The sequence below is a fragment of the Novosphingobium oxfordense genome (assembly GCF_044029435.1).
GTDB lineage: Bacteria > Pseudomonadota > Alphaproteobacteria > Sphingomonadales > Sphingomonadaceae > Novosphingobium.
On record NZ_CP147005.1, the window covers coordinates 478840 to 492315 of the forward strand.

The following is a 13476-nucleotide window of genomic DNA, read 5'->3' on the forward strand; positions in this document are numbered from 1 at the left end:
GATGGCAACCGCCGTGCCGGGGGCAACGCCCGCCAACGTCCGCTACAACCGCAACCGTCGCGGTCAGCTGGCGATCTGGTGGCAAGAGATCGACCGCACATTCCTGGCCCTCGTGCTGATCCTGATGGGGATCGGCGCGATTGCCGTTGCGGCCGGTTCCCCCGCAAGCGCGCGTCGCCTGTCGACTTCGCAGGAACATCTGCCCTCGCTCTACTTCTTCTGGCTGCACTTGCGCTGGCAGTTCGTGGGGCTCTGCGCGATGTTCTGGGCCTCCAGCTTGTCGAAGGACAGCGCGCGGCGGCTGGGCATCCTGATCGCGGGCATGATGATCTTCGGCCTGCTGCTGGTGCCGGTGGTGGGTTCGGAAGTGAACGGCGCCAAGCGCTGGCTGCACTTTGGGATTTCGCTCCAGCCCTCGCAGTTTCTGGGCACGGGCTTCCCGATCCTGCTGGCGTGGATCCTGTCCTGGCGGGCGCGCGATCCGAACATTCCGGTGGTGGCGCTGTGCTTCTGCCTGATGGGCCTGATCGGCGCGCTGTTGATGGCGCAGCCGGACTTCGGCTCGACCATGCTGTTTTCCGGCACCTTCTTCGTGATGATCCTGCTGGCGGGCATCCCGCTGAAGCGCATCGGCATGTTTGCGGGGGCGGGCATTGGCGGCATCGTCGTCATGTATTTCACGTATGCCAACGGCCGGAACCGCATCGATTCGTTCCTGTCGGGCGGCAACGCGTTCGACCAGGTGGACCTTGCCCAGCGCACCCTGCTGAACGGTGGCTGGTTCGGGCAGGGCTTCTGGATGGGCATCCGCAAGATGGCACTGCCCGAAGCGCATACCGACTACATCTTCTCCGTCATCGGTGAGGAATTCGGCCTGATCGCCTGCATGGTGATCGTCGGCCTCTACCTTGCGCTGCTGGTGCGGGTGATGCTGCGCCTGGTGGACGAGGAAGACCTGTTCACGGTGCTCGCCGCTTCGGGCATCGCCTCCCAGTTCGGCGGGCAGGCCTTCATCAATATCCTGGTCAACCTTCAGCTCTTCCCGTCGAAGGGTATGACCCTGCCGCTGATCAGCTACGGTGGATCGTCGACTGTCGCCATGTGCTTGACGGTGGGCCTGCTGCTGGCAATCACGCGCCGCAACCCCTTTATCAAGCGCGAGGCTTTCTCGCTGCGCGCCATCGGAGACGTTTCTTCATGAGTCTGGTCAGCCGCCACTACGTTCTCGCCGCGGGCGGGACGGGCGGACACCTCATTCCCGCCTTCGCGCTTGCCGCCGAACTGGACCGCCGCGGGCATCACGTCGCGCTCATCACCGATGAGCGCGGCGCCGCGATTCCGGGCAAGCCCGACTATCTGCCCGCCCACGTGCTGCCGCAGGGCCGTATCGCGGGGAAGAATCCGCTGAACTGGCTGAAGGGCCTGCGCGGCATTCTGGAAGGCAAGCGCATGGCGCTGCGCCTGTTCGAAAGCTTCCAGCCCACCGCCGTGGTCGGTTTCGGCGGCTATCCCGCGCTGCCGACGATGCTGGCCGCCCGATCGGCCCGCATCCCGACGATCCTGCATGAGCAGAACTCGGTGCTCGGCCGCGTGAACCGCTATTTCGCGGGCAAGGTCGATGCCATTGCCACCGCATTCGAGCAGGTCGATCGCCTTGATCCCAAGCTTTCCGGCAAAGTCACGCTGGTCGGCAATCCGGTGCGGGACGAAGTGCTGGCGCTGCGCGATGCGCCGTTCCCCGAATTCACCGAGGACAGCCTGCTGCGCATCCTCGTCACCGGCGGCAGCCAGGGCGCGCGGGTGCTTTCCGAAGTGGTGCCGGATGGTCTTGCCATGCTGCCCCCGGCGCTGCGCTCGCGCCTTCAGGTGATCCAGCAGTGCCGGCCCGAGGATATCGAGGCGGTGCGGGCCCGCTATGCCAGCCACGGTATCCCCGCCGAACTGGCGACTTACTTTGAAGACATGGCTGCGCGTCTCGCCGGCGCACACCTGTTCATCGGCCGCTCCGGCGCGTCGACGATTGCAGAGTTGACCGATGTGGGCCGCCCGGCGATCCTGATCCCGCTGCCCATCGCCACCGACGATCACCAGGCCGCCAACACGCGCGAAATCGTCGCCGCCGGCGGCGCGCGCGCGATCCGTCAGGAAAGCTTCACCGCCACCACGCTGGCCAAGCAAATTCAGGCGATGGCGCTTCATCCCGAAACGCTGGCCAATGCCGCCCACGCCTCGTGGAACTGCGGCTATCCCAATGCCGCCAGCGACCTTGCCGACCTTGTCGAAAGCTTCGGCGCGGCACCGATCATGGACGTAATTCGAATGGACAAGACCGTGCCCGCCAAGGGCGGCGAAGCCCTCGCACGCAAGGGCGGCGTAGCATGAAGGGCGTCGGCACCGACATCGGCACGATCCACTTCGTCGGCATCGGCGGCATCGGCATGTCCGGCATTGCCGAGGTGATGCACAACCTTGGCTACGCCGTGCAAGGCTCGGACATTGCCGAAGGCTATGTGGTTGAAGGCTTGCGCAAGCGCGGCATCAAGGTTGCGATCGGCCACGCGGCGGAGAACGTGGAAGGCGCGGCCGTCGTCGTCACCTCCACCGCCGTGAAGCGTGAAAATCCGGAAGTCGTCTACGCGCTAGAACACCGCATTCCGGTGGTGCGTCGCGCGGAAATGCTCGCCGAACTGATGCGCCTGAAGAACACCGTGGCGGTGGCCGGTACCCACGGCAAGACCACCACCACATCGATGGTGGCGGCGCTACTCGATGCGGGCGGGGTCGATCCCACCGTCATCAACGGCGGCATCATCAACGCCTACGGCTCCAACGCGCGACTGGGCGAGAGCGACTGGATGGTCGTGGAAGCGGACGAGAGCGACGGTTCGTTCCTGCGTCTGGACGGTACCATCGCCGTCGTCACCAACATCGATCCCGAGCATCTCGATCACTACGGCTCGTTCGACAAGGTGAAGGATTCCTTCGTCGAATTCATCGAGAACGTGCCGTTCTACGGCTGCGCGCTGCTCTGCATCGACCATCCCGAAGTGCAGGCGGTGATCCCTAAGGTGCGCGACCGCCGCGTGGTGACTTACGGCTTCTCGGCCCAAGCCGACATTCGCGGTGAGAACGTGACGCCGGTTCCGGGCGGCAATCGCTTCGACGTGGCTCTGCGCCAGCGGGACGGCTCTTTCCGCCGGATCGAGGGCATCGAACTGCCGATGCCGGGCCGCCACAACGTCCAGAACGCGCTCGCCGCCATCGGCGTCGCGGTGGAGATGGGCTGTTCGGACGCCTGCATCCAGACCGGCTTCTCCAAGTTCGGCGGCGTGAAGCGCCGCTTCACGAAGGTGGGTGAGGTCGAAGTCGAGGGCGGTGCCGTCACCGTGATCGACGATTACGGCCACCACCCGGTGGAAATCCGCGCCGTGCTCGCCGCCGCCCGTGAAGGCGTGAAGGGCCGCGTTATCGCAGTGGTACAGCCGCACCGCTTCACGCGCCTGCGCGATCACATGGAAGACTTCGAAAGCGCGTTCAACGACGCCGACGTGGTCTATGCCGCCCCGGTTTACGCCGCCGGCGAGCAGCCGATCGAGGGCATCGATTCCGATCACATGGTTTCGGGCATGAAGGCGCGCGGGCATCGTTCGGCACAAGTCATCGCTGGGCCGGACGCGCTGGCTGACGTACTCGCTACTTCTATCCAGCCGGGCGACATGGTCGTCTGCCTCGGCGCGGGCGACATCACCAAGTGGGCGGCCGGCCTTGCCGATGCCGTGGTCAAGCGGAGGGCCGCTTGAGCGAGACCGCCAACCTTTCCGGCAAACTTCCTGACGTGCGTGGCAAGCTGACGGCCGCTGCGCCGCTGGCCCCGCTCGTCTGGTTCAAATCCGGCGGCGCGGCGGAATGGCTGTTCGAGCCCAAGGACCTTGCCGACCTGCAGGCGTTTCTGCGCGATCTCGATCCCTCCGTTCCGGTCATGGCGCTGGGCCTCGGCTCCAACATGATCGTGCGCGACGGCGGCGTGCCCGGCGTGGTGATCCGCCTTGGCAAACCTTTTGCCAAGGTCGCGAAGGTCGATGACGTCACGCTGGATTGCGGCGGCGGTGCCAGCGGCATCCTCGTCTCCTCGACCGCGCGCGACAACGGCATTGCCGGTGTGGAATTCCTGCGCTCGATCCCCGGCACCGTTGGCGGCTTCGTGCGCATGAACGGCGGCGCTTACGGCGGCGAGGTGAAGGACGTGCTGGTCGATTGCGACGTCGTCCTGCGGGATGGCACACTGGTCGCGCTGAACAATGCCGACCTCGGCTATACCTATCGCCATTCGGAATTGCCCGAAGGCGCGGTGGTCGTCTCCGCCCGTTTCAAGGGCCAGGCGGGCGAGCCCGAGGCGATCCAGACCGAGATGGACCGCATCTCCGCCAGCCGCGAGGCCAGCCAGCCGCTGCGCAGCAAGACCGGTGGATCCACCTTCAAGAACCCCGAAGGGCACAAGGCCTGGGCCCTGGTGGATGAGGCCGGCTGCCGCGGCCTCACCATGGGCGGCGCGCAAGTGAGCGAGAAGCACACCAACTTCCTGCTCAACGTGGCCGACGCCACCAGCAGCGATATCGAAGCGCTGGGTGAGGAAGTCCGCCGCCGGGTCAAGGAAAAGTCGGGCGTCACGCTCGAATGGGAAATCCAGCGGGTGGGACGGCCGTGAAAGGGGTTTTCGGAAAATTTGCGGGCGGAAAGCGCGAACTTGACGAGCAGGAACAAGCGGTGCTCGACAACGTGCGAGACCATGGTTGCCAGTCGCAATTCGTGTTCGATCCTGACGGTAAAGAGCCCGATTTTGCCTATTCGATCGGCTTCCCGGTGTCGGTCGGTCAACCGGAGGTCATCGTATATGGCCTACGGCGCGATTTGATGCACTTTATGGTCAACGAGATGCGTCGGCAATGTGCGGGTGGTCTTGTGCTTGGCGAGGGGGTCGTGGTCAGCGGGCTTCTGGAAGGTTTCGATTGCGTCCTGCGTCATGTGACTGATCCCGTGGCGATCAAGGAGCATCTCGGTTGGGCCATCTGGTATCACCGCAGCCAGCATGGGAATGCTGTTAAGGAAGCATATCAGATCGTTTGGCCCGGCGCGCAGCAAGGCCTTTTCCCGTGGGACAATGGCTGCGACGATTACGTGATTTCCCAACAACCTGCCCTCTACCAAACGAGTATCCATTGATGTCCCTCCCCAAACTTCACGTCGCGGTCCTGATGGGCGGTTGGTCGAACGAACGGCCGGTCTCGCTGATGAGCGGCGAGGGCGTGGCCAAGGCGCTTGAATCCAAGGGCCACAAGGTCACGCGCATCGACATGGACCGCGATGTCGCGCTGCGTCTGGCGGAAACCAAGCCCGACGTGGTGTTCAATGCGCTCCACGGCGCGCCGGGCGAGGATGGCACGGTGCAGGGCATGATGGACCTGATGGGCCTCACCTACACGCACTCCGGCCTCGCCACATCGGTGATCGCCATCGACAAGGAACTGACCAAGCAGGCGCTCGTGCCCCACGGCATTCCGATGCCCGGCGGCCGCATCGTCGATAGCGCCGAGATTTTCGAGCACGATCCGCTGCCGCGTCCTTATGTGCTGAAGCCGGTGAACGAAGGCTCGTCGGTCGGCGTCGCCATCGTCACGGCAGAGGGCAACTACGGCAATCCGATCGGCCGCGAGACCGAAGGGCCCTGGCAGCACTTCGACCGCCTGCTGGCAGAGCCCTATATCCGTGGCCTTGAACTGACCACCGCCGTCATCGGTGATCGTGCGCTGCTGGTCACCGAACTGAGGCCCAAGTCGGGCTTCTATGACTTCGATTCCAAGTACACCGACGGCATGACGCAGCACATCTGCCCGGCCGAGATCCCGGACGAGATCACGGCGGCATGCAAGGATCTGGCCCTGCGCGCGCACCAGTTGCTGGGCTGCAAGGGCACCAGCCGCTCGGACTTCCGCTGGGACGATACGCAGGGCGTCGAAGGACTGTTCCTGCTGGAAGTGAACACCCAGCCGGGCATGACCCCGCTCAGCCTCGTGCCCGAACAGGCCCGCGCCTGCGGCATGGAATATCCCGATCTCGTCGAGGCGATCATCGCCGAAGCGCTCGAAGATGCGCGCGCCCGCAAGGCTGCGAAGGGGGATGGATGAGCCAGACGATCCGGCGCAAGCCGAAGAGCGCAAGGAAAGTCGCCGCCCGGCAAGGCACCAAGGCCAAGGTCCGCAAGGCGAAGGCGACCACGGGATCGACGCTCGACGCGGCGATGTCCTGGCTGCCTTTCACCGAAGAGCAGCTGCACAAGATCTTCCTCGTCGCCATCCTTGGCGGCGCGGTGGGGCTTGCCTGCGTGGTGGCCAATGCCGCCGGCGTGCCGATGCTGGCGAATGCGCAGTTCGCGCGCGTCTCGGCCGATGCGGGCTTCGAAGTGAAACGCGTGGAAGTGCGCGGCGTGAAGCACCTCAATGAACTGAAGGTCTACGAAAAGGCGCTGGCCGAGCGTGATCGGGCGATGACCGAAGTCGATCTCGACGCGCTGCGTGTGGAACTGCTCGGCCTGTCGTGGGTGAAGGACGCGCGCGTCTCCCGCCAGCTGCCTGATACCTTGGTGATCGACATCGTCGAGCGGGAAGCCCACGCCGTGCTGCGCAAGGACGATCAGTTCGTGCTGATCGACGAGACTGGCCACGAACTGGAGCAGGTTTCCCGCAAGGATACCGGCGGCAAGCTGATCGTTTCCGGCCCCGGTGCGGGCCAGCAGGTGACGGAGCTAGCCAACCTGTTGCAGGCCGCCCCCGCGCTCCAGCCCGGCGTGCAGGAGGCCGAGTGGATCGGCAATCGTCGCTGGAACCTGACCTTCCGCACCGGGCAAGTGCTCGCGCTGCCTGAAGGTGACAAGGAAGCGGCAGGCGCGCTGGTCACGTTCGCGCGGCTTGACGGCACCAACCGCCTGCTGGGCGGCAAGGTCATGGCGTTCGACATGCGCGCGCCGGATCGTATCTATATGCGCGTGCCGGAAGGAGAGGGGCAGGAAATCGCCTCCAGCGCCGGAGCCGTGCCGCACGGCCAGGCTGCTGCCGACTCCGCCGACAAGGCGCCCAAGACTTTAATTCCCGCCGACGCGGAGGAGCAGTGATGGCAGGCCCCCGGATCACCCGCGTGTTCGGCGCGGTCAACATCGGATCCTTCCGCATCTCCGCCATCGTTGCCGGCATGTCCGAGATGGGCGACATGATCGTGCTCGGCTCCGGCCACCGCGCCAGCCAGGGCATCAAGCGCGGCTACGTCACCGATATGGCCGCCGCGACCTATGCCGTGCGCGATGCCATCGATCGTGCCGAAAAGATGGCCGACACCAGCGTTTCCAAGGTCTGGATCGGCTGCTCCGGGGCAGGGCTCGCCAGCCGTATCGACCAGTTCGATGCCGAGATCGGCGGCCGCCGTATCGAGCAGGAGGATATCGACCAACTGCTCGTCTCCGCGCGGGAGGTGATCCAGCCGGACGGGCGCATGGTGCTGCACGCGCAGCCCGCGCAGTATCGGCTCGACGGCGCGCATGGTGTGGGCAACCCGAAGGGCCTCCATGCCGAGCGTCTGGGCGTGGACATCCATATCATGCTGGCGGACGGTGCGCCGATCCGCAACCTGACCGAGGCGGTGCAGAGCGCGCATCTGGAGGTGGAGGCGATTGTCGGTTCGCCCATCGCGGCCGGGCAGGCGTGCCTCTCGCCCGAGGAGCGGGACCTGGGTGTGGCGCTGGTCGAATTCGGCGCGGAAGTGACGAACGTGGCCGTTTACTCGCACGGGCTGCTGATCGACATGATCTCGATCCCGATGGGATCGGCAGATATCACCGACGCGATCGCTTCGGCTTTCGGCATCCGCCGCTTCCAGGCCGAACGCCTGAAATGCGTGAACGGGTCGGCCATCGCCAGCCCGCATGACCATCGCGAGATGATCCCGGTCAACGCCCCGGGTGAGGAAAACGCCGGCCCGATCGCGCGCCATGCCGACGACAAGAACCGCATTCCCCGCGCGGAACTGATCGGTGTCATCACCGGCCAGTTGGGCGTGCTGATGGAAGAAATAAACAAGGCGTTGAAAGCGATGCGTTTCAATGCGCAGCGCGGCAAGCAGGTGGTCTTTACTGGCGGCGGCGCCGAACTGGTGGGACTCGCCGATTATGCGCAGGCCGCGCTGGGCAAGCCGGTGCGCGTGGGCAGCGTGCCGCACTTGACCGGACTGGCAGAGGCGCACGTGAAGCCGGGCTTTTCCACGCTTGCCGGGCTGGTTCTCTATGCCGGGGCGGACCCGGTGGACATTCGCACTTTCGGCAAGAACCGCCAGCAGACAATAAGTTATTCGGGGCTGGGCGTGATCAATCGCGTCTATAGAGCACTGAGGGAATACTTTTGACCGGTCGTGCCGATGCGGTGCCGGGCTCGCTGGGGCCATGGCAAAACCGGCACGATTGGCCGCAAACGGCGGTTTCTGCTGTGGACAAAGAGCCGTCACGCTTTGCTTCGATGAAGCGAAGCATGCAATCAGACTAGTCAAGGTAAATTTCTTCGCGCACGGGCCTGCCAGGAGAACGAAATGAGCATCAACATCGGACCGCCGGCAATCGAAGAGCTTCGTCCGCGCATCGTCGTCATCGGCGTTGGCGGGGCGGGCGGCAACGCCATCGCCAACATGATCCAAGCGCAGATCGAGGGCGTCGACTTCGTCGTTGCCAATACCGACGCGCAGGCGCTGAACAATTCGATCGCGGAAACCCGCATCCAGCTGGGGCCCGATATCACGCAGGGCCTTGGCGCCGGCGCTCGCCCCGAAGTGGGCCGCGCGGCTGCGGAGGAAACCCTGCCTGACATCGAGCGTCTGCTCGATGGCGTGCACATGGTCTTCATCGCCGCCGGCATGGGCGGCGGCACCGGCACCGGCGCCGCGCCGATCATCGCGCAGGCCGCGCGCGCCAAGGGCGTTCTGACGGTGGGCGTGGTTTCCAAGCCGTTCATGTTCGAAGGCACGCGCCGCATGCGCTCTGCCGACGCGGGCATCGAAGAGCTGCAGAAGCACGTCGATACGCTGATCGTCATCCCGAACCAGAACCTGTTCCTGGTCGCCAAGGCGGAAACCACCTTCAAGGAAGCGTTCTCGCTGGCCGACGAAGTGCTCCAGCAGGGCGTGCGTTCGATCACCGACCTGATGATCATGCCGGGCCTCATCAACCTCGACTTCGCGGACGTTCGCTCGGTCATGGGCGAAATGGGCAAGGCGATGATGGGCACCGGTGAGGGCGAAGGCCAGAACCGCGCTCTTGAAGCCGCCGAACGCGCCATTGCCAATCCGCTGCTCGACGGCGTGTCGATGCAGGGCGCCAAGGGTGTGATCATCTCGATCATCGGCGGCGACGACATGAAGCTGCTGGAAGTCGACGAAGCCGCGAACCACATTCGCGAGCTGGTCGATCCCGATGCGAACATCATCTGGGGTTCCGCCTTCAATCCGGACCTTCAGGGCAAGATCCGCGTCTCGGTGGTCGCCACCGGTATAGAGCAAAGCGCCGAGCAGGCGGAAATTGCTGCACGTCCGATGACGCTGGGCTCGGGCCGTGGCCCGGTTCGCCCGATGGTTTCGCGCCCGGCTCCGGTCGAGCACCACGCGCCTGTGCGTCCGGCAATCCAGACGCCTTCGGCCTACACGCCGGCGCCTGCGCCGCTCGATCTGTCGACTCCGGCTCCCGCACCGGCGCCTGCGCCTGCGCCGGTTCAGGCTGCCGCTCCGGAAGCCGAACCCTTCGAACTGGGTGTGGGTGAGGAACTGGGCGACCATGTCGATGAAGCGGCAAACGACGCTTACGGCAGCCTGACCGGCCTGCATGGCCAGCGTGCGCCGCTTGACCTGTCGGGTGGTTTCGAAGCGCCGGCCGCTCCGCAGGACGAACTGCTGCTGGATGGTGGGCAGACCGTGCCGAACTCGCCGCTGCGCCAGCGCCGCCCGGCAGAGCCGGCACCGGCCCCTGCTGCTCCGGCCCGTCCGGTCGGTGGCGGCAGCACGCTGTTCGAACGCATGACCAGCCTGTCGCGTCCGAAGGCCGCGGCGCCTGAGGCTTCGGCTGAAGATGAGGATGCGGCATCGATCTCGATCCCGCGCTTCCTCGGTCGCCAGAACAACCAGTAATCGGCATCGCGCGGGGCGGGCGGCTTTCGGGCCGCCCGCCCTGTCGCTATTTCAGGGCCGGCTGACGTGCTCCGTGCTAGAGCGTTTTCTAATCAGGTGGAATCACTTGATGACTCGGAAAACGCGAAAAACCAAAAACTTAGAGCAGTTGATCCGATGCAGTCGGATCGGAAACTGCTCTAAGGAGGCGTGTTAGCGCGAGGTTCAGGTTGCGGGCGCCATAGGCCCGCCTCCATGAAATCAATCGGCGCGCGACGGCTGGGCCGGTAGCGCGCGGCAGCAAGGGTATCGCGGAACTTGGCGGTCAGGCAGAAGCATTCGGGCATCGGGCAAGCGGCCCGTCGTCGCATCCGCGCGGCGCTTGCTGTTCCGATGTTTGCGCCGCTTGTCGCGATGGCGCCGCATGCTTTTGCCGCGCAGAGCGCCCCCGTGGTGGCGCGGCCGGTGGTTCAGGCCATCCCTGGCGCAGATTCGCAGCGCCTCAGTTCCGCACTGGCGCGCCTGGGTCGTAATCCGCGTGACGCGGCGGCGCTGGTCGATGCCGCCGATGCCGCGAAAGCGCTGGCGGACTATGACGCGGCCATCGGTTTCTACCGCCGCGCGGACGAGATCACTCCGGGCAACCCGCATATCAAGGCGGGGCTTGCCGCGGCCCTGGCGATGAGCGGCGACCCCGTGTCCGCCATCCCGATCTTTGCGGAGGCCGAAAAGGCTGGCGCGCTTCCCGCGCAGATCGCTGCCGATCGCGGCCTGGCTTACGACCTGGTAGGTGCTAACGCCACGGCGCAGCACTACTACGCCATGGCACTGGGCAGTTCGACCGACGGCGAAGTGCGCATGCGTCTGGCCATCAGCCAGGCGATCGCGGGCGATGGCAATTCTGCGCAGACGACGCTGATGCCGCTGCTGCAAAAGCAGGACAAGCCGGGCTGGCGCACGCGCGCCTTCGCGCTGGCCATCGGCGGCGACACGCAGCAGGCGGTGGAAGTTTCCAACTCGATCCTGCCGCCGCAACTGGCGCAGAACATCGCGCCATACTTGCGCTACATGCCGCGCCTGACGCGCGCGCAGCAGGCTGCCGCAGCGAACCTCGGCAAGTTCCCGCGCGCATCGGAAATCGGCCGCGACGATTCGCGCCTCTCGGCCTATGCAACGCAGTTGGCCGCTACCGAGGCGGCCATGGCCTCCCGCGCGACAGTCGCCGCGAACCAGCCGGCGACGGGCAAGGCGGGCGGCCGGGGCGGGCGGAAGGGCTCCACTGCTGCGACCACGACGCGCAGCACTCCCTCGACCGCTCTTGCACAGACGGCACGGACTACGGCGCCGGCCTATTCCGTTGCATCGAAGGCCCCGCAATACGCGGCGCAAACCGCCAATCCCGCTTCGTCCCACAGCACGACGACGGCTCGCGGAGAAACCGCGCGCGTCGCTCCGCCCGAGCCGATGCCGACCATCGTGCGGGACGATAATGGCGAACTGGCGCCGGTGGCTTCCAACCCGAATGCGGGCCGGCTGGCCACGGCAGCGGCGCCCGTCGCGACGATGCCGGTGCGACAGACGCCGCCAGCCGCCGTCGCATCGACATTGCCGCTTACCACTGCGCCCAAGCCGGGCATGAGTGCCCCGGCTACAACGGCGTTAACCGCGACTGCGCCCACCTCGACGGCGCCGACCACGGCAGGCCCAGCCGGCACTGCCCCGATCGCGGCCGCTTCGCCGACCATGTCGTCAGCGACGTCCACGCCAGCCGCGCCGGCGCCCGCTCCGCTGGCTCCGGCCAAGCCGGCCATCGCCGAGGCGCCGCCCGAACCCAGCGCACATCAGCCTTCGCTTTCGGAGATCTTCGCGGACCTGGGCAAGCCGGGCATGCAGATCGTGCCTGCTGCGGGCGCGGTGGACATTCGTCAGATCGAGCCGGCGCGCCCTGCGCCGCCGCCTGCGCCGAAGGTGCCCGTCAAGGCCGAGGTAAAGCCGGAACCCAAGGCCGATGTGAAGCCCGAGGCCAAGGAAGACGCCAAACCCGTCGCCAAGGGTACCGCCAAGCGCGGCGCAAAGGCAGACGCCGAGGACGATGCGAAGCCGGATGCCAAGGCGAGCGGCAAGCCCGATCCCAAGGGCGGGGCAAAGGCCGACGCGAAGCCGGGCAGCAAGGCGGAAGTGCCTGCCAAGGGCAAGAAACCCGCGCCGCCCGCGCATCCCAGCCGCATCTGGGTGCAGATCGGCGTTGGTCGTGACAAGGATGCCATCGCTTTCGACTGGCGCCGCGATCTCAAACAATCGCCGACGCTGCTCAAGGGGCGTCAGCCCTATGTCAGCGAGATGGGCCGCACCAACCGCGTGCTGATAGGGCCGTTTGAAACCCAGAAGGCCGCCAACGCGTTCATGGCAGATGCCAGGAAGCAGGGCTTCAGTGATGCCTTGCCGTGGACCAGCCCGGCAGGGCAGGTTGTGGACCCGCTTTCGGTCAAGTAAAGGCCTTCCGGCTGGGTAAGGCTCTCAGGCGGACGAATGCCATGGGTGGCTGCGGCGCCTGACAGGGCTTATCCACACGCTGTTAACAGCCTTGTTCAGTTTTGCGCAGGCGATCGCGCAACCCGGATTGTGCAGCAGGGGCAAGGCGAAGCATCCATGCGGCCAGGCGTTGCGGAGGTCGAATGTCGGAAATCATGAGAACGGTTCAGGACGATATCGGCCGTGACGAGGAAGACAGCGCTCCGGTGGAGATGCTGGCGGCACTCTTCGAAGCGCGCGATTGGCCCTTCGAGCTTGCAAGCGAGGATGAGCTTTCGGGCGAGGTAAAGGGCGCCTGGGCCACGTATCAGTTCCAGGCGATCTGGCGGGCCGAGGATCGGGTGCTCCAATTGCTCTGCTTGCCGGATGTGCGCATCACCGATGCCAAGCGTCAGGCCATGTATGAGGCGCTGGCGCTCATCAACGAACAGCTTTGGGTCGGCCATTTCGATGTCTGGTCGAACGGCGGCGTGGTGCTTTACCGCCACGGCCTCATGCTCGGCGAGGACGGGCTGCTTGGCCCCGGACAGGCGCAGACCGTGGTGGAAGCCGCGATCGAGGAATGCGATCGGTTCTATCCGGTGTTCCAGTTCATCCTCTGGGGCGACAAGACCCCGACGGAAGCGCTGGCCGCTGCCCTGATCGACGCTGCTGGAGAGGCCTGAGCGCCTTTTCGCGGAAAGCGGGCCTGCAAACGGGACTGGCTGCGGGCCATTCGCGTTTCTGGCCCGGTCCGCCTCTTCTCGCTTGGGTCTT

The 13476-nt window shown here is 65.8% G+C and carries 11 protein-coding genes; all 11 read left to right on the top strand.

Features of this window, described 5'->3' with window-relative positions:
- The first annotated feature begins 1 nt into the window (after nucleotide 1).
- The 11 genes from WBP07_RS02200 to WBP07_RS02250 all read left to right on the top strand — a co-directional run bounded on the left by WBP07_RS02200 (nucleotide 2) and on the right by WBP07_RS02250 (nucleotide 13385).
- Nucleotides 2–1201: an FtsW/RodA/SpoVE family cell cycle protein gene (locus WBP07_RS02200; protein ID WP_395394001.1), complete on the top strand. Its 1200-nt coding sequence runs from the start codon at nucleotides 2–4 to the stop codon at nucleotides 1199–1201.
- Nucleotides 1198–2382: an undecaprenyldiphospho-muramoylpentapeptide beta-N-acetylglucosaminyltransferase gene (murG, locus tag WBP07_RS02205; protein ID WP_395394002.1), complete on the top strand. Its 1185-nt coding sequence runs from the start codon at nucleotides 1198–1200 to the stop codon at nucleotides 2380–2382. The genes WBP07_RS02200 and murG overlap by 4 nt, the downstream gene beginning before the upstream one ends.
- Entirely contained in the window at nucleotides 2379–3800 is a 1422-nt protein-coding gene (murC, locus tag WBP07_RS02210; protein WP_395394004.1) for a UDP-N-acetylmuramate--L-alanine ligase, read from the top strand. Before murG ends, murC begins: the two co-directional genes overlap by 4 nt.
- Nucleotides 3797–4705: a UDP-N-acetylmuramate dehydrogenase gene (gene murB / locus WBP07_RS02215; RefSeq protein WP_395394005.1), complete on the top strand. Its 909-nt coding sequence runs from the start codon at nucleotides 3797–3799 to the stop codon at nucleotides 4703–4705. The genes murC and murB overlap by 4 nt, the downstream gene beginning before the upstream one ends.
- Nucleotides 4702–5220 carry a DUF4262 domain-containing protein gene (locus WBP07_RS02220; RefSeq protein WP_395394006.1) on the top strand — a complete coding sequence of 173 codons (519 nt, stop codon included), beginning with the start codon at nucleotides 4702–4704 and terminating at the stop codon, nucleotides 5218–5220. The genes murB and WBP07_RS02220 overlap by 4 nt, the downstream gene beginning before the upstream one ends.
- A complete protein-coding gene (locus WBP07_RS02225) occupies nucleotides 5220–6182 on the top strand; it encodes a D-alanine--D-alanine ligase (RefSeq protein WP_395394007.1) in 963 nt (320 codons plus the stop codon). The genes WBP07_RS02220 and WBP07_RS02225 overlap by 1 nt, the downstream gene beginning before the upstream one ends.
- Complete coding sequence (locus WBP07_RS02230) at nucleotides 6179–7165, top strand: cell division protein FtsQ/DivIB (RefSeq protein WP_395394008.1); 987 nt, start codon at nucleotides 6179–6181, stop codon at nucleotides 7163–7165. The genes WBP07_RS02225 and WBP07_RS02230 overlap by 4 nt, the downstream gene beginning before the upstream one ends.
- Nucleotides 7165–8445 carry a cell division protein FtsA gene (gene ftsA, locus WBP07_RS02235; RefSeq protein ID WP_395394009.1) on the top strand — a complete coding sequence of 427 codons (1281 nt, stop codon included), beginning with the start codon at nucleotides 7165–7167 and terminating at the stop codon, nucleotides 8443–8445. The genes WBP07_RS02230 and ftsA overlap by 1 nt, the downstream gene beginning before the upstream one ends.
- Before the next feature lie 180 nt (nucleotides 8446–8625).
- Nucleotides 8626–10209: a cell division protein FtsZ gene (ftsZ, locus tag WBP07_RS02240; RefSeq protein ID WP_395394010.1), complete on the top strand. Its 1584-nt coding sequence runs from the start codon at nucleotides 8626–8628 to the stop codon at nucleotides 10207–10209.
- A 372-nt stretch (nucleotides 10210–10581) separates the two neighbouring features.
- Nucleotides 10582–12681: an SPOR domain-containing protein gene (locus tag WBP07_RS02245; protein ID WP_395394011.1), complete on the top strand. Its 2100-nt coding sequence runs from the start codon at nucleotides 10582–10584 to the stop codon at nucleotides 12679–12681.
- A 194-nt stretch (nucleotides 12682–12875) separates the two neighbouring features.
- On the top strand, nucleotides 12876–13385 hold the full coding sequence (locus WBP07_RS02250) for a YbjN domain-containing protein (protein ID WP_395394012.1): 510 nt from the start codon (nucleotides 12876–12878) through the stop codon (nucleotides 13383–13385).
- Nucleotides 13386–13476 lie beyond the last annotated feature (91 nt).

What these genes read in the sequence shown, in the direction of transcription:
- WBP07_RS02200 (WP_395394001.1), top strand. Translation starts at nt 2, where the DNA reads ATGGCAACCGCCGTGCCGGGGGCAACGCCCGCCAACGTCCGCTACAAC.
- murG (WP_395394002.1), top strand. Translation starts at nt 1,198, where the DNA reads ATGAGTCTGGTCAGCCGCCACTACGTTCTCGCCGCGGGCGGGACGGGC.
- murC (WP_395394004.1), top strand. Translation starts at nt 2,379, where the DNA reads ATGAAGGGCGTCGGCACCGACATCGGCACGATCCACTTCGTCGGCATC.
- WBP07_RS02225 (WP_395394007.1), top strand. Translation starts at nt 5,220, where the DNA reads ATGTCCCTCCCCAAACTTCACGTCGCGGTCCTGATGGGCGGTTGGTCG.
- WBP07_RS02230 (WP_395394008.1), top strand. Translation starts at nt 6,179, where the DNA reads ATGAGCCAGACGATCCGGCGCAAGCCGAAGAGCGCAAGGAAAGTCGCC.
- ftsA (WP_395394009.1), top strand. Translation starts at nt 7,165, where the DNA reads ATGGCAGGCCCCCGGATCACCCGCGTGTTCGGCGCGGTCAACATCGGA.
- ftsZ (WP_395394010.1), top strand. Translation starts at nt 8,626, where the DNA reads ATGAGCATCAACATCGGACCGCCGGCAATCGAAGAGCTTCGTCCGCGC.
- WBP07_RS02245 (WP_395394011.1), top strand. Translation starts at nt 10,582, where the DNA reads ATGTTTGCGCCGCTTGTCGCGATGGCGCCGCATGCTTTTGCCGCGCAG.
- WBP07_RS02250 (WP_395394012.1), top strand. Translation starts at nt 12,876, where the DNA reads ATGAGAACGGTTCAGGACGATATCGGCCGTGACGAGGAAGACAGCGCT.